This window comes from Streptomyces sp. NPDC047002, assembly GCF_040704505.1.
Taxonomy (GTDB): Bacteria; Actinomycetota; Actinomycetes; order Streptomycetales; family Streptomycetaceae; genus Streptomyces.
Genome location: NZ_JBEYWC010000003.1, coordinates 116,113 through 132,895, shown reverse-complemented (window position 1 = coordinate 132,895; position 16,783 = coordinate 116,113). Strand labels below are relative to the sequence as shown.

Sequence of the window (16,783 nt, the reverse complement as noted above, 5' to 3'; positions counted from 1 at the left end):
CCGGCTCAGTCGACCTCCGCCACCGCCTGCGCGAACTGCGCCTTGTACAGCCGCGCGTACGCGCCGTCAGCGGCCAGCAGCTCCTCGTGCGAGCCCTGCTCCACGATCGAGCCGTTCTCCATCACGAGGATCACGTCGGCGTCGCGGATCGTGGAGAGCCGGTGCGCGATCACGAAGCTCGTCCTGCCGTGCGCGAGCCGCGCCATCGCCTTCTGGATCAGCACCTCCGTGCGGGTGTCCACGGAGCTCGTCGCCTCGTCGAGCACCAGGATCACCGGGTCGGAGAGGAACGCACGCGCGATGGTGATCAGCTGCTTCTCGCCCGCGCTGACCCCGGACCCCTCGTCGTCGATCACCGTGTCGTAGCCGTCGGGCAGCGTCCGCACGAACCGGTCGGCGTGCGCGGCGCGCGCCGCCTCCTCGATCTCCTCGCGCGTCACCTCCCGCGAGGCGCCGTACGCGATGTTCTCCGCGATCGTCCCCCCGAACAGCCAGGTGTCCTGGAGGACCATGCCGATCCCGGCCCGCAGCTGCTCGCGTGTCATCTCCCGCACGTCGACGCCGTCCAGCGTGATCCGGCCCGACGACACCTCGTAGAACCGCATCAGCAGATTGACCAGGGTGGTCTTGCCCGCCCCCGTCGGCCCCACGATCGCCACCGTCTGGCCCGGCTCGACCGCCAGCGACAACTCCTCGATCAGCGGCTTCTCCGGGTCGTAGCGGAACGACACCTTCTCCAGCGCCACCCGGCCGCGCGGCGGCGTCAGTGTCTTGCGCGGCGGCCCGTCCGGCTCCTGCTCCGCCGCGTCGAGCAGCTCGAAGATCCGCTCGGCCGACGCCACCCCCGACTGCACCAGGTTCGCCATCGACGCGACCTGCGTCAGCGGCTGCGAGAACTGCCGCGAGTACTGGATGAACGCCTGCACGTCGCCGATGGACAGCGCGCCGGAAGCGACCCGCAGCCCGCCGACGACCGCGACGAGCACGTAGTTCAGGTTCGAGACGAACATCATCAGCGGCTGCATGATCCCGCTGTTGAACTGCGCCTTGAACGCCGCCTCGTACAGCTGCTCGTTCTGCTCCTCGAACGCGGCGGCCGACTCCTCCTGCCGCCCGAACGTCTTGACCAGCGAGTGGCCCGTGTACATCTCCTCGATGTGCGCGTTCAGCCTGCCGGTGACCCGCCACTGCTGCACGAACTGCGGCTGCGACCGCTTGCCGACCCGCGTCGCGACCACCACGGAGAGCGGCACCGTCACCAGCGCCACCAGCGCGAGGAGCCACGAGATCCAGAACATCATCACGATGACGCCGACGATCGTCAGCAGCGAGTTGACCATCTGGCCCAGCGTCTGCTGCATCGTCTGCGCGATGTTGTCCACGTCGTTCGTCGCGCGGCTCAGCACCTCGCCGCGCCGCTGCCCGTCGAAGTACGAGAGCGGCAGCCGCGCCAGCTTCGCCTGGATGTCCTCCCGCATCCGGTACACGGTCGTGTTGATCACGCGGATCGACATCCGCTGCGCCACCAGCATCAGCAGCCCCGCCGCCAGATAGACGAGCAGCGCTTCGAGCAGCGTCGTGCCGATCCGGTCGAAGTCGATGCCGTGCCCCGGCACGAAGTCCACGCCCGACAGCAGGTCGGCGACCGAGCCCTGGCCGCGCTCCCGCAGCCCGGCGATCGCCTGCGCCTTCGTCGCGCCCTCGGGCATGGCGTGGCCGATGACGCCCGCGAAGATCAGGTCGGTCGCCCGGCCGAGGATCCGCGGGCCCTCCACCGAGAGGCCCACGCTCAGCACCGCGGCCGCGACCATCGCCACCAGCGCGGGCCTGTGCTCCGTGAGCCGCCGCAGCAGCCGCTTCGCCGACCCCTTGAAGTCCGCCGACCGCTGCGTGTGCGCGGCGGCGCCCATCATCCGTCCTGCGCCGCTCATCAGGCCGCCTCCGCCTCGGTCAGCTGGGAGAGCACGATCTCCCGGTACGTCTCGTTCGACGCCATGAGCTCGGTGTGGCGGCCCGTGCCCACCACCCGGCCCTCGTCGAGCACCACGATCCGGTCGGCGTCCCTGATGGTCGACACGCGCTGCGCGACGATCACCACCGTCGCCTGCGCGGTCTCCCGCGAGAGCGCGCCGCGCAGCGCCGCGTCCGTCGCGTAGTCGAGCGCGGAGAACGAGTCGTCGAACAGGTAGATCTCGGGACGCTGCACCAGCGTCCGCGCGATCGACAGGCGCTGGCGCTGACCGCCGGACACGTTGGTGCCGCCCTGCGCGACCGGCGCGTCGAGGCCGCCTTCGAGCTTGGCCACGAAGTCCTTGGCCTGCGCCACCTCCAGCGCGTGCCACAGCTCCTCGTCCGTCGCGTCCGGGTTGCCGTACCGCAGGTTCGTCGCGACCGTCCCCGCGAACAGGTACGGCTTCTGCGGCACCAGGCTGACGGTCTTGGCGAGCAGCGCAGGGTCGAGGTCCCGTACGTCCTGCCCGTCGACCAGCACCTCGCCCGCGGTCACGTCCATCAGCCGCGGCACCAGCGTCAGCAGCGTCGACTTGCCGCTGCCCGTCGAGCCGATGACGGCGGTCGTCTCGCCGGGCCGTGCGACCAGGGTCACCGCCCTCAGCACGGACTCCTCGGCGCCCGGATAGCGGAAGTCGACGTCCCTGATCTCCAGACGGCCGTGCGTGGGCAGCTCGCGCACCGGGCTCAGCGGCGGCACCACGCTCGACTCGGTGGAGAGCACCTCCTCGATGCGCTCGGCGCACACCTCGGCGCGCGGCACCATGATGAACATGAAGGTGGCCATCATCACGGCCATCACGATCTGCATCAGGTACGAGAGGAACGCGGTCAGCGCGCCGATCTGCATGTGCCCGTCGTCGATGCGGTGCGCCCCGAACCAGACCACGGCGATCGACGAGAGGTTGACCACCGTCATCACCGTCGGGAACATCAGCGACATCAGGCGGCCCGTCGCCAGCTGGAGCCCCGCCACCTCGGTGTTGGCGGTCTCGAAGCGGCGGCGCTCGTAGTCGTCGCGTACGAAGGCGCGGATCACACGGTTGCCGGTGATCTGCTCCCGCAGCACCCGGTTCACGTTGTCCAGCTTCTTCTGCATCTGCCGGAACAGCGGCCGCATCCTGCGCACGATCAGGCTCACCGACACCGCGAGCACCGGCACCACGGCGAGCAGGATCGCCGAGAGCGGCACGTCCTGGCTGAGGGCCATCACGATGCCGCCGACGCACATGATCGGGGCGGACACCATCAGCGTGAACGACATCAGCGTCAGCATCTGGATCTGCTGGACGTCATTGGTCGTACGGGTGATCAGCGAGGGCGCGCCGAACCTGTTCACCTCGCGCGCGGAGAAGCTCTGCACGCGGTGGAAGACCGCCGAGCGCACGTCCCGGCCGAGCGAGGACGCCGTACGCGCCCCGTAGTAGACGGCGCCGACGTTGCAGAGCACCTGGCCGACGGAGACGGCGAGCATGATCCCGCCGAACTCCAGGATGTAGCCCGAGTCGCCGTTCACGACACCGTTGTCGATGATGTCGGCGTTGAGGGTGGGCAGATAGAGGGTGGCGACGGTCTGCAGCAGCTGGAGCACCACCAGCAGACCTATGGATTTTCGATACGGAGCGAGGCGGGTCCGCAGGAGTCGTAGGAGCACGCGGGTCTCTCGGGGTCGGTGGACAGAGTCGCCCCCCATCTTGCGCCACCGCGCGCCCCGATTCCCACGGGTTTCCACCCCCGCGGCCCGGACCGCCGAGGTCCGCTTGCGGCCGGTGCCGGCGAGGTCCGTTCGCGGGCCGGATCACCGACATCCGGTTGCGGGCCGGACTGCCGATGTCCGGTCGCGGCCCGGGCCGCGACCCGGCCACCGCCCGGGACCGGTGCTACTCGGCCGGCCCGGCCGCCCCCGCCGGCTCGCGCGCCGCGTCGAAGGCGCCCGGGTGGATCTGCTCGCGGGTGGCCCGGTACTGCTGGCGCACGGCCGAGCCGACCGCGAGCTCGTCGCCCGGCTCGAAGACCTGTGCGGCCGCGCCCTGCCAGGCGGGCGGCGCGGCGGGCGACAGCGTGCCCTGCGACACCCCGAGCGCCCACGCCGCCTGCCGGGCGGCGCCCAGCGCCGCGTACTCCGCCGGCTGCACCACCACGACCTGCGCGCCGAACACCGCGGGCGCGATCGCCTGCACGGCGGGCAGCTCCGCCGCGCCGCCGAGCAGGAACACCCGCCGCACCTCCACGCCCCGCCCGCGCAGCACGTCCATCGCGTCGGCGAGCGAGCAGAGCATCCCCTCGAACGCGGCGCGTGCCAGGTGCTCGGGCCGCATCGACTCGCGCCGCAGCCCGCTCAGCGTGCCCGCCGTGTGCGGGAGCTGGGGCGTGCGCTCGCCCTCCAGATACGGCAGCAGCACCAGCCCTGAGGCGCCGGGCGTCGACTTGAGGGCCAGCGCGGAGAGCTCCGCGAGGTCCTCCGTGCCGAGCAGCTCGGCGGTACCCCGCAGCGCCCGCACCGCGTTGCTGGTGTGCACGACCGGCAGGTGCATGCCCGTCGCGTCGGCGAACGACGTGATGGTGCCCGAGGGGTCGGCAAGCGCCTCGCCGTGCACCGCGGTCACCGAGCCGGAGGCGCCGAGCGAGACCACCGCGTCCCCGACGCCGAGCCCGAGCCCGAACGCCGCCGCCATGGTCTCGCCGGTGCCCGCCGAGATCAGCAGCCCCTCCGGGGTGGTGCCCGCGGAGTCGGCGGGGCCCAGCACCTCGGGGACCCCGACCCGGTGGCCGAGCGCCAGCTCGATCAGGTCCTGCCGGTACGCGCCGGCGCCCGCGGCCCAGTAGCCGGTGCCCGACGCGCCGCCGCGGTCCGTCGTACGCCGCGCGGGCCTGCCGAGCAGCTGCCAGACGATCCAGTCGTGCGCCTGCATCACCGAGGCGACCCGCTCGGCGGCCTCCGGCTCGTGCCGGGCGAGCCAGCGCAGCTTCGCCAGGATCTGCCCGGCCTGCGGCACCGCGCCGACCGCCTCGGCCCACGCCCTGCGCCCGCCGAGCGCGTCCACCAGGTCGGCCGCCGCGACCTGCGCCCGCTTGTCGTTGCCGAGCAGCGCGGGCCGCACCAGGGCGCCCTTGTCGTCGAGCGCGATCAGACCGTGCTGCTGCGCGGAGACGCCGATGGCCTGCACGCCTTCGAGGACCCCGCCGCCCGCGGCCTCACCGAGGGAGAGCAGCCAGACCTGCGGGTCGATGTCGGTGGCCTTGGGATCGACCGGGTGCGGCGCGAACCCCTGGCGCAGGACGGCACCGGTGTCGGTGTCGCAGACGACGATGCGTGTGGCCGCGGACGAGCTGTCGAGACCGGCGACTATTCCCATGGCACGGGATTCTACGGACAGCGCGAGGCGGGCCCAGACGCCCGTCGGAGCCCGCCCCTTCAGCTGCCCGCCGCCTGCCGTCCGCCGCGCGGCGGCTCAGGTGTTGGTGGTGCCCCAGTCGTCCCCGCCGTGGCCGTTGCGCTCCCGCAGGGAGCGGACCCGCTGGGCGACGGAGGCCGGGACCTTGTCCTCCACACGGCCACTGACCGAGTGGTAGGCCTTGCCGGCGAACTCGCGCCCCGTCTGCGCCGCCGTCTCGGTGGCGTTGCGCACGGCGGGGTTCTGCGAGACCTGCTGTGCTGCCTTCTTGAGCTGTTCGTAGCGCTCGCGGCCTGCGCGGGTTCCCAGAACGTATCCGAGAGCCAGACCCGCGATGAACGTGAGGCGGTACCTCATGGCTGCCACCCTTTCCTAGCGTCGGACCGTGGGGCCATCTGCTGGCGTCGTGCCCTCCGCCTACCCCGTACCGGCCCGGGATCACCCGACGTGACCCGGCACGATACCGATTGGCGGAGCACCCCCCTGCTTGCGCTAATGTATGTGTCGCAGCGAGCACGCGCCGCCCGGGTGAGCCGGACCGGCGACGCCCGTCGCAGACGCAGCAATCCCCTGTAGCTCAATTGGCAGAGCAGCCGGCTGTTAACCGGCAGGTTACTGGTTCGAGTCCAGTCGGGGGAGCGCGATCCCCTGTAGCTCAATTGGCAGAGCATTCGGCTGTTAACCGGAGGGTTGCTGGTTCGAGTCCAGCCGGGGGAGCACTCATGCGGAAGGGCCCCTCGGGGTCCTTTTCCTTTGCCGGGAACCACCCGGCGCGGGGGCCACTCCTCCAGGTGGGAGCATGCCGGCCAGCCGAGGCGGCAGATCGTATGACCGGCTATGCTGCGGCAGACGGCGCGTACACATGTACGCGACGCGCCGAGTGGGGGCGGTAGCTCAGCCGGTTAGAGCAGCGGACTCATAATCCGTCGGCCGTGGGTTCGAGTCCCACCCGCCCCACTCGAACACGCATCTGGAGAATCGATGCGCCCTGCACTCCCGTGATGGCACCCCGGGAAGCGCCCCTCTCTCAAGATCCTTAGCTCGGCCGTCGCTCGGCCGAAGTGCAAACGATCACCGCGCCTGTGGCGAGGCAATGGAGACGCGAAGAAGCCCCGGCCGCCGTGGTGGTGGCCGGGGCTCGGGTCGGCTGCATCAGCGCTCGGCTTGGACGGCCAGGGTGCCGATGTGGCCGGGTTCCGGCGCCTCGATGACGTGGGCCTCGGCCGTGCGGAAGCCGGATCGCAGTAGGAGCCGCTCCCAGACCTGCGGCGTGTAGCTGTAGCGGTAGGTGAACATGGCCTTGCCCGCGAAGCCGCCCTTGTACATGCCCTGGGGTCCGTAGGCGCCGGGGATCGCGGGCGGTTGGGAGAAGACGAACCGGCCGCCGGGAGCGAGGCGTTCGGCGACGAGCGGGAACAGCAGGTGCGGCGGCGCGAACCAGGCGGCGCCGAAGATGGAGTAGATCGCGTCGAAGGTGCCCGCCCGCTCGCGCAGGTAGTCGAGCACTTCGCCCTGCTCGAACTGCGCGCCTGTCGCCGACCAGCGTTCGGTGACCTTCGCGACCATCACGGGTGAGAGGTCGAGGCCCGTCGCCTTCACCCCGCGGTTGGCGAGGAACGCGACCGCGCGGCCGGTGCCGCAGCCGATCTCCAGGGCGGTCGCCGGGTCGCCGAGCAGCTCGGGGCCGGGGCCGTGACCTGCGTACTGCGTCCAGTGGAAGGCGGGGTCGGCTTCCGGCTCGAACGCGGACTTGGCGAAGGTGTCCCACAGTTCGGTCTCGGCGGCGATGTCGTGCAGTGCAGGCACAGGCGTTCCTTCATGGGTGTGGACGGCGGCCCCTGCCCGCGAGGAGCGGGCAGGGGCCAGGGTAGGGCGTCAGTGGCTGTCGGGGGCCTTGTCGTCACACGGTGAGCGCTTCGCGCCGTCGATGGCCCACAGTTCGTCGTCGACGGGCCAGTCCTGGGAGCGCAGGAAGTCGCCGGTGCGCAGGCACAGGCCGTCGCTGCGGCGTTCGATGAACGGTGCGTGGTGTTTGAAGCGGCCGCCGTTGTAGAGGCGGCAGATGCCCCACCACACGGGTGTGTCGAGGATGAGCTGGTGGACGCCGATGTCGACGAGTCGGCCGACACCCAGGTGGACGTCGGGGTTCTCGATGGAGCCCATGACGTACATGATCGCGTTGCCGAGGATGCGTTCGGCCATGTCGCGGACCATGGTGTGGTCGCGCAGGAGCAGGGCGACCTCGCGGTCCCACAGGCTCATGCCGCTGTCGAACACGTTGGTGGTCAGTTCCGTGATGTGGGGGGCGACCGCGTTGAGGATGGCTTGCGGATCGCGGGTCCTGGTCTGCTCTGTGGTCTCGATGACTGCTGTGCTCATGTGCTGTACGTCCCTTCGTGGGGGTGGTGCACTGCACTTACTGACCCGCCCCTACTCTGTCTCCCCGCGGGGGTGGGGCGGGAGTTCACCGGTTGCGCTTGAGTTCGTCGGCGGCTTCCGCTGCGAGCTGGGCGGCCGTCTCGCGGACGGCGGGCGGAAAGTCTTCGTCGTTCGCGAGGCCGGTCGCCCAGCCGAGCTTGGCGACCGCCGAGAGCTCCGGATCGGGCTCATCGTCGTCAGGCTCGGGCTCGGGCTCGGGGTTCGGGGTTCGGGGGCATGGCGGATCCCTTCGTGGCTGTGGTGGGGCCCCGCCCCGGGCGGCGACTGCCGGGAAGCGCCCGGGGCGGGGGTTGGTGCTCCGGCCGGCGGGTGTGACGAGCGTGGTATCCCACCGCCGGCCGGAGCGGCTCAGGTGCCGGGCGGCCGGGGCCCGGGGGTGTGTCAGGTGCAGGAGCAGCGCACGCGGACCGCGGGGATGCTCATGCCGCCCGCGTAGTGGTCGCCGGGGCGGCACAGGAGGTGCTCGCCGAGCTGGCACTCCGGCGTCTTCCTGGCGGCCGGTGCGCGGGTCGTCATCGCGCGGCCGCGTCGCAGCCGGGGCAGGCGCGGGGGAAGATCCGCACACCGTCGGTGTCCGGGCGGGATCCGAGCTCGACGGCGCTGCGAGCCGACAGCGGGGCGCCGCAGTCCGTACATGCGGCGCCGCGGCACTGCTCGTCGGTCAGCTGGTCCGTCTTGATGGGCGGTCGGTCGGTAGTCTGCGCCATGGCGTCGCTCCTCGTAGCGTCGTCCACAGCCCCGGGCCGGTCGCGCGGTCGCGGGGCGCCTGCACTCATCCAACGGCTCCTGCGGGGCCGGGCGGTATGGGCTGGCTGTTGACTACGCTGAGGTCAGCGTTGACAGCTCCGAGTCAGCGGAAGGGGTCGCGATGAGCACGTTCGGCGATGCGGTCCGCAAGGCCCTGGCCGACCGGGGCCTGAGCCAAAGAGCAGCAGCCCGGGCCGTTCACTACGACATCGCGTACCTCTCTCGTGTCCTAGCCGGGAAGCAGCGGCCATCCGCAGAGTTCGTAGAGGCTCTCGGCTCGCTGCTTGGTCTGGAGCTCGCGCCGCTGCTTGCCGAAGACACTTCCGACGGGGCCGCTCGGGACGGGCAGGACACACTCGTTTCCGACGCGGTCGGCTACCTCCTTGAACACGACAACCGGCACGGTGGGGACCACGTCGCGGATGCCGCAGTCCAAGTGTGGCGAGCGCAGACGGATCAACTCGTCGGCGCGGACAAGCGGCGCCTCGCCGCAGTTGCCGAGATCGGCGAGGTGGCCGGATGGCTTCTGCACGACGCGGCCCGGTACGAGGAAGCCCGGACCGCGCTGACCGAGTCCCACATGCTCGCCCGTCTCGCTGGTGACGAGCCGCTGGAGTGGTTCATCCTGGACCTCATCGCGATGGTGGACGTACACACCGGGCGCGCGGGCGAGGCCCTGGCCATTGCAGACGAGCTGATCACAGGGCGGGGCGTTCCGGGCCGTGTGGCGCTCATGGCGCGCGCCCGTCAGGCCCGCGGCCTTGCCCAGGCTGGCGACAGGGCCCGGACCATCGCTGCTCTGGACCGGGCGGCTGGCGGTCTGCAAGAGTCGGTCCACTCGGACGACCCGTCGTTCACGTGGTGGGTCGACTCCGCCGAGATCGAGCTCCACCGCGGCGAGGCAATGCTGAGCCTTGGAGACCCGGCGGCCGCGTTGCCGCACCTGCAACGCAGTTCGGCAGCGAGCACGGACGGCGGTCGGAGGGCATTCGGGAACATCCTGGCCGAGCTGCACGCCTACGTGCTGCTCGCAGCGTGGCGGGAAGCTGAGGCGCCGCTGCTGAGGCTCGAACCGATCCTGCGGACGGTCACGTCCTCGCGCACTCGGCAGCGCCTGCGGCGCACGCTTCGCATCATCGAGCGAGACGGGCCGACGTGGCTCGCGGACACGGCCCATGACGTCGCTTCGCCCAGAGCCTGACCTCAGACGAACGAAGGCGCCCCCGCCGTCGGCGCGTGGCCGGGGCGGGGGCGCGTGTTCACTGCTCGATGAGGTGTCGGTCGCCGGGGTCGGGCTCGGGGACGGGGACGTGCACGGACCGCAGAGCGGCTTTCAGGGTGCGCACGTAGCGGGTCAGGGTGCCGACCCGGGCGGTCGTGTGGGTCTGCTCGGTCTCCAGGTCGCGCAGGCGCTGCTGCTGGGTGACCACGGCGGCGATGCCCGCGACGGTCGTCAGCTGCTCCGGGTCGGGCTCGCCGGGTTCCGGGCGGTCGGGGCGGTCGCGGGGGCGGCCGACGAGGGCGGTGAGGAACGCGAACAGGCCGCCGAGCACAATCGAGGCGGCGCCGTAGAGGGTTGTGCTGTCATCCATCGGCGGCGCCGTCCTCTCTCACAGACGCGGCGACGGCGCGCCGCAGGGTGGCCACCTCCCGCCGCATCATGACCAGTCTGCGTGTGGCGGTCGCCAGCACGACCGCGAGTCCCGGGCTCACGAGCCAGGTGAGTCCGGAGGTGATGCCCTGCGGCAGGGTGCCGATCGCGCGGGCGCTGGTGTAGGCGGCTGCCCAGATCACGGGCATCGCTGTGGCCGCGGCCTAGCCCCACCAGTCCCGGCGGGAGGGGAGGACCGCGGCGATGCACGATGCGGCTCCGGCGGTGAGCCAGGCCCAGCCCCAGATGGGGATGGGGGCGATGCGGGTGGGCGCGGCGACTCCGCGGACGACACCGAAGCGCGGGTCGGCGAGGAGGCCGAGGCCGTAGTTGATCCAGCCGGTGCCGCAGATCAGGAGGGCGGCGCCGCGGTAGCCGAGGCAGCGGCCGATCCGGCCGCAGCGGTGCGGCATCAGCCTGCGGCCGGACCGTCCGAGACCGCCGCCGGGGCGGGGGCGGGGGCGGTCTTGGTGGGCAGGGCGGATGCGGTCGAGCTGGTGCCGAGGCTGCCCGCGAGCGCGCCCTTGACGACGGTCAGCGCCGCGGGGAGCGCGGCGATGGCGGCGACGCGCTGGCTGCCGAGGGAGAGCAGATGCGTGCTGTCGGCCAGGAGGAGCCCGGCTCCGGCTTCGAGGTAGGTCGCGACGGTGCGCTCGACGAGGTCGAGCAGGAAGGCACGGTTCATGGGGGTCTCGTTTCAGACGGGACGGGCTGCGCGAAGCTGCGGCAGCCGATGACAGTCCCGGAGGCGTTGCGGACCTCGCGGTAGGGGACCAGCAAGTCGCTGCGCCGGTCGGCGAGCGCGAGGGCGACGACGAGGGAGACGATGTACTGGACGCCGTCGTGCTTGGGCGGGAGGTTCTGGGCGTGCCCGAACTCGACCAGTTCGAAGGTGATGCCGCCGCCGAGCTCGATCGTGGCGAGCCGCGCGGGAACGGGCTCGGGCGGGATCACTCTGAGGAGATGCGGTTCGAGGTAGTCGTCGCCGTCCGGGCGTTCGGCCGAGTAGAGCCGGATCGGGTGCGGCGTGAGGTTGAGGATCATGTGGGCCCTTCAGCTGAACAGCAGGCGCCAGGTCAGGGGGCCCGGGTAGCCGTCGGGGTCGCCCGCGAGCTCGCGCCGGGAGAGCTGGAAGTCGCGGACGTTCTGGCGGTCGGCGTCCGACGCGGGAACACCCCCGCACCTGCGGGGAGGACCCGACCCTGTTCACCGCACCCGGCCTCCGTCAGGGAACACCCCCGCACCTGCGGGGAGGACATCTGGACCGTCGGCGGGCAGGTGTCCGACGCGGGAACACCCCCGCACCTGCGGGGAGGACCCGTGGTCGCGGTCGGTGACCTGGTGTTTGAGCGGAACACCCCCGCACCTGCGGGGAGGACACCGTGTACCGCGCCGAGCACGAGTCGATCCCCGGAACACCCCCGCACCTGCGGGGAGGACGAGCCGGTGACCGTCACGGCACAGGTCGCGGTCGGAACACCCCCGCACCTGCGGGGAGGACCACCAGCAGGCCGCGAAGCAAAGCGTGGAAGACGGAACACCCTCGCACCTGCGGGGAGGACCAGCCACGCCGAGTTCGCCCGCGCGCTCCAGGCGGAACACCCCCGCACCTGCGGGGAGGACTCCGGCCAGTCCATTACCCGCATGGGGTCGGCCGGAACACCCCCGTACCTGCGGGGAGGACACGTCTCGAACGCCGCACGGGCGAAGCGCGGCATCAACACCCCCGCACCTGCGGGGAGGACACTCGTCGATCGTGACCGTGGTGCCCGGCGGGACCAACACCCCCGCACCTGCGGGGAGGACACGATCGACGGCGCGCACGCGGTGTGCGAGCCGCCAACACCCCCGCACCTGCGGGGAGGACACGGGCAGCAGGGCAGCGGCGCAGCGGGAGCGGCCAACACCCCCGCACCTGCGGGGAGGACACGGAGCACGACCGACCGTCACCGCCGACCGACTCGCCCTCCCCGCAGGCGCAGGGGTGTTCCGTGCTGCTCCTGGACCTCGGGCACTTCCGATCCGTCCTCCCCGCAGGCGCAGTTCTTCATGGCGGGGGTCGATCCACTCCATGGCCCTGCTCCCTGTCCTTGGCGCCGGGCAGCCTACTTGGGTGCCGCTCCCTTCGGCCTGGCCTTCTTCTCGATGGTGATCGGCGTGCGGTTCGGGCCCTTCGGTGTGTGCCACGTCAGGGCGCCGATGGTGATGGTGCTCTGGTCCGGGCCGCGCCAGGGCTCTACGAACGCGAGGGCCTGGTGGACGATGCGGTCGGCGATGTCCTCTGTCATGTCCGGGTTGGCGTCAAGGACGGTCGTACGGACCCCGGCGAGCTGCTCGGGGGCGAGCAGGTGGCGCGGGTTCTGCACGGTCGTCGGTGTGCTGACGGCCAAGGCGGTGTCTCCATTCCGAGGGACGAGAGGCGTGCCCCGGTGCCGACTGCCGGGTCGTACGCCCGGGGCGGGAGCGTGGGTGCTCCGTCGCCGGACCCGTGGCGGGCCGGGAGCCACGCGGTGTCTGCGGCAAGGAGCCCGAGCTCGACGTGGACGAAGAGGGCACCATCGCCGTGCCGCCGTGCCGCCGTGCCGCCGAGCCGCCGAGCCGCCGAGCCGCCGAGCCGCCGAGCCGGCAGTGGCGCGCATACAGCTCGTCAGGGAGAGGGGCTCGATCGAGGTGAGGTCGTACCGGGTGCGGCGGCACAGGCGCAGAGGTCGATCGGAGACCTGGTTCAGGTGCGGACTCAGGGTTTTGGGGTGCGGGCGCGGGTGGTCAGGTAGGCGGCCAGGAGGGCTGCGGTGGGGGTGGCGAGGAGGAGGGCGGGGGTGCCCAGGGCGTCGCCGAGGGCCGCGCCGCCGAAGGAGCCCGCGGCGAAGCCGATGGTGGTCATGCTGTTGGCCCAGCCCTGGACCTCGTGGTCGGCGCCCGGCGGGGTCGCGGCGCCGAGGACGGTGAAGAAGCGGGCGAAGACCGAGCCGATGGCGAGACCCGCAGGGACGCACACCGCGGCCACCGCGGCCGGCGGGAGGTACAGGGCCGCGCCGACGCCGCCCGTGCCGGCCGCGAGCAGGACGAGCAGCACGGGCAGGGCGGTGGCGCGGGCGCCGGGCAGCCTGCCGAGGACCAGCGCGCCGACGATGCTGCCGACGGAGAGGCCCGCGAGGAGCCAGCCGCTGTAGGCCGCCGCGTGCTGCCGCTGCGCGTAGACGGTGAGGGACACCTCCGTGGCTGCGAGGGCCGCGCAGAAGAGGAACTGCGCGCAGAGCAGGAGGACCAGTGGGGCTCCAGGCGCGGGGCGGCTGCGGTCCGTGGCCTGCGGGGAAGCGGGCCGACGGTCGGGCAGGGCGGAGAGCAGGAGGACCGCGAGCGTCATCAGGGCGCCGATGACGACCAGGGGGAGCACGGGGGAGAGCGAGGTGCTGAGCCAACTGGCCAGGATGGGGCCGGTGATCAGGGACAGGTCCATCAGCGCTGACTCCAGGGCATTGGCCGAGGAGCGTCTGCCGCCGCGGTCCACCGCCGTCCAGTGGGAGCGCAGCAGGATGCTCGCGGGTGGGAAGAAGGCACCCATGAGGACGGCCGCCGCGAGGACGAGGGGGAGGGGCGCCGAGCAGGCCGCGGCGACGGCGATCCCCGCGAGCCCCGCCAGATAGCCGGCCAGACAGGTGCGCAGCACCGCGCGCGCTCCGCGCCGGGCCGCCTGCCGGCCGCGCAGCGGGCTGCTGGCTGCGTTGGCGACGAGCATGGCCGCGACGACGGCGCCGGCCCCGGCGTAGGAGTAGCCGGGCGAGACGAGCAGCATCACGCTGACGGGGAACATGCTGATCGGCCACTTCGACAGGATGCTCGCCGCGGCGAGCCGTGTGGCGCCCGGGGCGGCGAGCACGTCCCGGTAGGTGGCGAGCAGGCCGGCCCGGAGAAGCGGGGGTGCGGCGGCGGGTGCGGGCAGTTTCCCGGATTCGGGCCCCGGCATGTCAGGAGGCTGCCGCGGGGGCGTCCGTGCCGTCGGTGGGTGCCGCAGGCCGGGTCTCCACCCGGACCAGCGACCTGATGCGGGCCAGCGTGGCGAGGACCGCGTCGGCGTCCGGTCCGTGGACCGCCGCGCTGAACGGGATGCTGACGTTGTCGTGGGTGGCGGGCACGTGCTCGCCCGGCGCGTAGCCGAGTTCCACACTGTCGACCCCGGGGAGCTCTGCGGCCTCCGCTGCGCCGTGCACCGCGACGAGCGGCCCGGGCCCCTGCTCGTTGTGCACGACGGCCGACCCGAAGCGGACCGGGAAGTCGACGGGCCCGTCGAGCAGGGCAGGGCGCCGCCCGAGGTAGCAGGCGATCGTGTCGTGGAAGGGGCGCAGCCCGCCGTGGGCCATCCACAGGTCGACGGCCGGGCCGCCGGAGAGCCGGGCGCCCACCTCGATGAGGTAGACGCCGTCCGCGGCGCACTTGACTTCGGTGTGGCTGGGGCCCCTGCGGACGCCGAACGCAGTCAGGACGCTGCGCGTGTATTCCTCAACGCGCGCGAAGTCGCTGTGGTCCCGGCCGACTTGGATGATGTCCCAGAGCGGGAAGTCGTAGTCGGCATCGTCGGGGCGCAGGTACTCCCACATGTCGACGATCCGGTGCTCGCCGTCCGAGCTGAAGAAGTTGACGGCGAACTCCCGCCCCCGTACGTACCGTTCGACGAGCCACTCGCGCACCGGCTCACGGTAGACGTCGTGGGTGACCCGCGGCTCCAGGTCCGCGAGGTCCGCCGCGGTGGAGTAGACGCGTACGCCCTGGGACCCGGCGCCCAGCGTCGGCTTGACGATGACGGGGAAGCCGATGTCGTGGGCCGCACGTGCGATCTCGTTGGCGGAGTGTACGAGACGGAACTCCGGTATGCGCAGGCCCGCTTCCGCGCCGTGCGCCCGCATGGCCGCCTTGCTGCGCCTGGCCCAGGCAAGGGTGTGGTCGTTGCCGGGGAGGCCGAGCCGGTGCGCCAGCACGTCGGTGAGGTGGACCCCGGCTTCGAGGCAGGGGACCACGGCCCTGGCGTCGACGCCGGCGTCGGTGAGGAGGCGCTCGGCCTCGTCGGGGTCGGCCGTGTAGAGGGACAGATCGTCGCCCTCGGCATGCCCGTCGAGGGAGGCGAGGTAAGCGTGGGTGTACAAGGAAACGACATGGAAGCCGAGTTCGCGCGCGGCGGCCTTGAAGGGCCGGCCCTGCCGCACCGGGTCTACCAGGACGATCGCAGGTGCACTGGTGGTCATGGGCCGCCTCTCCTCGGTCGTGCGCGCCGGCCGCGCCCGTGGCGGGCGGCCGTGCGCTTCCCGCAATTCTGTCCGCGGGGCCGGGCGCGGGGCACGTACCGGCAGACGGTCCCGGCGGACGGTGCGACGCCCGGCGGTGCAGAGCCGTTGCCCGGCAGGACGGGGCCGCGCCCGGCGGTGAGCGGCGGGGGAAGCGGCCGGCGACGCCGGGCGGGAGGCGGTCGGGCCGCGCGGTACCCGCCTGTAGGAGCCCCGGTCGGCGCGTGTCCGAAAAGGGCCGGGAAACCGCAGTGGAAGGAATGCAAACAATGGAGAGGCGAGAGTTTTTTCACCGCAGGATTCGGAACATCCGGCGACCGACGGCGCCGACTCGCTCCATGCAGATGTAGTTGTATGTGGTCCGCATTGATATTTTCGGCCACGATCCGACGTTTCACGTCAACATGGTCGGTTGCCCTGAGTGCCGCCGTGGCTACGCGACCTCAAGCGCCTACGATCTCTGGGCAGCCCGGGGGTTCACCGCTTGCTTGAACGCAAAGGACGTACATGTCTCTCTGCTTGCACACCTTGTATGGTGACGCGCCCGTTCGCGCAGTACAGGAACCGTCGACCGTTCGCACAGCAAAGGTCCCGGTGCCTCCGGTCTCCGTCGTCCTGCACGGGGGCGACCCCCTGACCCGCGCCGGCATCATGGCCCAAATAGGCCAGCAGCGCGGCATGAGAGTCCTGTCGGACTCCGGCCGCCCACTCGGCGACTCCACCGCGGTCGCCCTGGTCCTCGACGATCGCCTGGACGTCAAGTCGGTCGCCAGGCTGCGCAAACTCGCCTCGGACTACGGCAAGCGCGTGGTGCTCGTGATCGGCGAACTCGACGAACACCGGCTGGACCTGGTCATCGAGGCCGGAATCCTCTCCGTCGTGTGGCGTCACCAGGCCACCCCTGCACAGCTGGTAAAGGCGATCAAGGCGGCCGCGAGGAATGAGGGCGACATGCCGGGCGATCTGCTGCGCAGGCTCCTCGGCCACCTCGAACGCCAGGCCCGGGGAACCGTGTTGAGCACCGTGGCGACCGGCAGGCCCACAGGGCGTGAACTGAACGTGCTGGAACTGGTGGCGCACGGGCTCGGCACCAAGGAAATAGCCGAGCAGCTCAGTTACTCCGAGCGCACTATCAAAGGCATACTGCACGACGTCATGACGCGTCTGAATTTGCGCAATCGCGCGCACGCGGTGGCCTATGCGATCCGTGAGGGCTATATGTGACGCGCCCTGCGGTAGATCCGGGAAACACCGGACGGCGG

18 protein-coding genes, 3 tRNA genes and 1 CRISPR repeat array are annotated in these 16,783 nt (G+C 71.7%); of the genes, 5 read left to right on the top strand and 16 right to left on the bottom strand.

Features of this window, described 5'->3' with window-relative positions; all coding sequences use genetic code 11:
• Positions 1 to 5 precede the first annotated feature (5 nt).
• The 4 genes from AB0910_RS05110 to AB0910_RS05095 form a co-directional block, all read right to left on the bottom strand.
• Positions 6 to 1,931 carry an ABC transporter ATP-binding protein gene (locus tag AB0910_RS05110; protein WP_366743136.1) on the bottom strand — a complete coding sequence of 642 codons (1,926 nt, stop codon included), beginning with the start codon at positions 1,929 to 1,931 and terminating at the stop codon, positions 6 to 8.
• The gene (locus AB0910_RS05105) at positions 1,931 to 3,664 is read right to left on the bottom strand and encodes an ABC transporter ATP-binding protein (protein ID WP_366743135.1); all 1,734 of its coding nucleotides are present in this window, start codon (positions 3,662 to 3,664) and stop codon (positions 1,931 to 1,933) included. The genes AB0910_RS05110 and AB0910_RS05105 overlap by 1 nt, the downstream gene beginning before the upstream one ends.
• 226 nt (positions 3,665 to 3,890) lie before the next feature.
• A complete protein-coding gene (locus tag AB0910_RS05100; protein ID WP_366743134.1) occupies positions 3,891 to 5,366 on the bottom strand; it encodes an FGGY family carbohydrate kinase in 1,476 nt (491 codons plus the stop codon).
• A gap of 96 nt (positions 5,367 to 5,462) precedes the next feature.
• A complete protein-coding gene (locus tag AB0910_RS05095) occupies positions 5,463 to 5,762 on the bottom strand; it encodes a YtxH domain-containing protein (RefSeq protein ID WP_366743133.1) in 300 nt (99 codons plus the stop codon).
• A gap of 209 nt (positions 5,763 to 5,971) precedes the next feature.
• Here AB0910_RS05095 and AB0910_RS05090 point away from each other — a divergent pair.
• From AB0910_RS05090 to AB0910_RS05080, 3 genes are all read left to right on the top strand, one after another.
• Positions 5,972 to 6,044, top strand: a tRNA-Asn gene (locus AB0910_RS05090).
• Positions 6,045 to 6,049: 5 nt separating this feature from the next.
• A tRNA-Asn gene (locus AB0910_RS05085) sits at positions 6,050 to 6,122 on the top strand.
• Positions 6,123 to 6,288: 166 nt separating this feature from the next.
• A tRNA-Ile gene (locus AB0910_RS05080) sits at positions 6,289 to 6,362 on the top strand.
• A 195-nt stretch (positions 6,363 to 6,557) separates the two neighbouring features.
• On the opposite strand, the gene AB0910_RS05075 is transcribed toward AB0910_RS05080, so the two are convergent.
• The 4 genes from AB0910_RS05075 to AB0910_RS05060 form a co-directional block, all read right to left on the bottom strand.
• A complete protein-coding gene (locus tag AB0910_RS05075) occupies positions 6,558 to 7,211 on the bottom strand; it encodes a class I SAM-dependent methyltransferase (protein WP_366743132.1) in 654 nt (217 codons plus the stop codon).
• Between the two features lie 69 nt (positions 7,212 to 7,280).
• Entirely contained in the window at positions 7,281 to 7,784 is a 504-nt protein-coding gene (locus tag AB0910_RS05070; protein WP_366743131.1) for a hypothetical protein, read from the bottom strand.
• Between the two features lie 441 nt (positions 7,785 to 8,225).
• On the bottom strand, positions 8,226 to 8,360 hold the full coding sequence (locus AB0910_RS05065) for a hypothetical protein (protein WP_366743130.1): 135 nt from the start codon (positions 8,358 to 8,360) through the stop codon (positions 8,226 to 8,228).
• Positions 8,357 to 8,551 carry a hypothetical protein gene (locus tag AB0910_RS05060; protein ID WP_366743129.1) on the bottom strand — a complete coding sequence of 65 codons (195 nt, stop codon included), beginning with the start codon at positions 8,549 to 8,551 and terminating at the stop codon, positions 8,357 to 8,359. Before AB0910_RS05060 ends, AB0910_RS05065 begins: the two co-directional genes overlap by 4 nt.
• 161 nt (positions 8,552 to 8,712) lie before the next feature.
• Between AB0910_RS05060 and AB0910_RS05055 the strand changes: the two genes are divergently transcribed.
• Complete coding sequence (locus tag AB0910_RS05055; protein ID WP_366743128.1) at positions 8,713 to 9,792, top strand: helix-turn-helix transcriptional regulator; 1,080 nt, start codon at positions 8,713 to 8,715, stop codon at positions 9,790 to 9,792.
• A gap of 58 nt (positions 9,793 to 9,850) precedes the next feature.
• Here the strand turns inward: AB0910_RS05055 and AB0910_RS05050 are convergent, their stop codons facing one another.
• The 8 genes from AB0910_RS05050 to AB0910_RS05015 form a co-directional block, all read right to left on the bottom strand.
• Positions 9,851 to 10,183 carry a hypothetical protein gene (locus AB0910_RS05050; protein WP_366743127.1) on the bottom strand — a complete coding sequence of 111 codons (333 nt, stop codon included), beginning with the start codon at positions 10,181 to 10,183 and terminating at the stop codon, positions 9,851 to 9,853.
• Positions 10,176 to 10,385, bottom strand: coding sequence for a hypothetical protein (locus tag AB0910_RS05045; RefSeq protein WP_366743126.1), 210 nt, complete (start codon positions 10,383 to 10,385; stop codon positions 10,176 to 10,178). The genes AB0910_RS05050 and AB0910_RS05045 overlap by 8 nt, the downstream gene beginning before the upstream one ends.
• A gap of 21 nt (positions 10,386 to 10,406) precedes the next feature.
• Positions 10,407 to 10,655 (bottom strand): hypothetical protein, encoded by a 249-nt coding sequence (locus AB0910_RS05040; protein ID WP_366743125.1) that lies wholly within the window; start codon positions 10,653 to 10,655, stop codon positions 10,407 to 10,409.
• On the bottom strand, positions 10,655 to 10,927 hold the full coding sequence (locus AB0910_RS05035) for a hypothetical protein (RefSeq protein ID WP_366743124.1): 273 nt from the start codon (positions 10,925 to 10,927) through the stop codon (positions 10,655 to 10,657). The genes AB0910_RS05040 and AB0910_RS05035 overlap by 1 nt, the downstream gene beginning before the upstream one ends.
• Entirely contained in the window at positions 10,924 to 11,286 is a 363-nt protein-coding gene (locus tag AB0910_RS05030) for a hypothetical protein (RefSeq protein WP_366743123.1), read from the bottom strand. The genes AB0910_RS05035 and AB0910_RS05030 overlap by 4 nt, the downstream gene beginning before the upstream one ends.
• A gap of 126 nt (positions 11,287 to 11,412) precedes the next feature.
• Positions 11,413 to 12,170: direct repeats of the CRISPR family, unit length 26 nt; unit sequence AACACCCCCGCACCTGCGGGGAGGAC.
• A gap of 177 nt (positions 12,171 to 12,347) precedes the next feature.
• The gene (locus AB0910_RS05025) at positions 12,348 to 12,632 is read right to left on the bottom strand and encodes a hypothetical protein (RefSeq protein WP_366743122.1); all 285 of its coding nucleotides are present in this window, start codon (positions 12,630 to 12,632) and stop codon (positions 12,348 to 12,350) included.
• A gap of 347 nt (positions 12,633 to 12,979) precedes the next feature.
• Positions 12,980 to 14,209 carry an MFS transporter gene (locus tag AB0910_RS05020; RefSeq protein ID WP_366743121.1) on the bottom strand — a complete coding sequence of 410 codons (1,230 nt, stop codon included), beginning with the start codon at positions 14,207 to 14,209 and terminating at the stop codon, positions 12,980 to 12,982.
• 1 nt (position 14,210) lies between these two features.
• A complete protein-coding gene (locus AB0910_RS05015; RefSeq protein WP_366743120.1) occupies positions 14,211 to 15,482 on the bottom strand; it encodes an ATP-grasp domain-containing protein in 1,272 nt (423 codons plus the stop codon).
• Positions 15,483 to 16,199: 717 nt separating this feature from the next.
• On the opposite strand from AB0910_RS05015, the gene AB0910_RS05010 reads away from it, so the two are divergent.
• Positions 16,200 to 16,745 (top strand): response regulator transcription factor, encoded by a 546-nt coding sequence (locus AB0910_RS05010; protein WP_366743119.1) that lies wholly within the window; start codon positions 16,200 to 16,202, stop codon positions 16,743 to 16,745.
• Positions 16,746 to 16,783: the final 38 nt, after the last annotated feature.

What these genes read in the sequence shown, in the direction of transcription:
- AB0910_RS05070 (WP_366743131.1), bottom strand. Translation starts at nt 7,784, where the DNA reads ATGAGCACAGCAGTCATCGAGACCACAGAGCAGACCAGGACCCGCGAT.
- AB0910_RS05020 (WP_366743121.1), bottom strand. Translation starts at nt 14,209, where the DNA reads ATGCCGGGGCCCGAATCCGGGAAACTGCCCGCACCCGCCGCCGCACCC.
- AB0910_RS05015 (WP_366743120.1), bottom strand. Translation starts at nt 15,482, where the DNA reads ATGACCACCAGTGCACCTGCGATCGTCCTGGTAGACCCGGTGCGGCAG.
- AB0910_RS05055 (WP_366743128.1), top strand. Translation starts at nt 8,713, where the DNA reads ATGAGCACGTTCGGCGATGCGGTCCGCAAGGCCCTGGCCGACCGGGGC.
- AB0910_RS05065 (WP_366743130.1), bottom strand. Translation starts at nt 8,360, where the DNA reads ATGACGACCCGCGCACCGGCCGCCAGGAAGACGCCGGAGTGCCAGCTC.
- AB0910_RS05060 (WP_366743129.1), bottom strand. Translation starts at nt 8,551, where the DNA reads ATGGCGCAGACTACCGACCGACCGCCCATCAAGACGGACCAGCTGACC.
- AB0910_RS05110 (WP_366743136.1), bottom strand. Translation starts at nt 1,931, where the DNA reads ATGAGCGGCGCAGGACGGATGATGGGCGCCGCCGCGCACACGCAGCGG.
- AB0910_RS05035 (WP_366743124.1), bottom strand. Translation starts at nt 10,927, where the DNA reads ATGAACCGTGCCTTCCTGCTCGACCTCGTCGAGCGCACCGTCGCGACC.
- AB0910_RS05010 (WP_366743119.1), top strand. Translation starts at nt 16,200, where the DNA reads ATGAGAGTCCTGTCGGACTCCGGCCGCCCACTCGGCGACTCCACCGCG.
- AB0910_RS05095 (WP_366743133.1), bottom strand. Translation starts at nt 5,762, where the DNA reads ATGAGGTACCGCCTCACGTTCATCGCGGGTCTGGCTCTCGGATACGTT.
- AB0910_RS05100 (WP_366743134.1), bottom strand. Translation starts at nt 5,366, where the DNA reads ATGGGAATAGTCGCCGGTCTCGACAGCTCGTCCGCGGCCACACGCATC.
- AB0910_RS05050 (WP_366743127.1), bottom strand. Translation starts at nt 10,183, where the DNA reads ATGGATGACAGCACAACCCTCTACGGCGCCGCCTCGATTGTGCTCGGC.
- AB0910_RS05030 (WP_366743123.1), bottom strand. Translation starts at nt 11,286, where the DNA reads ATGATCCTCAACCTCACGCCGCACCCGATCCGGCTCTACTCGGCCGAA.
- AB0910_RS05040 (WP_366743125.1), bottom strand. Translation starts at nt 10,655, where the DNA reads ATGCCGCACCGCTGCGGCCGGATCGGCCGCTGCCTCGGCTACCGCGGC.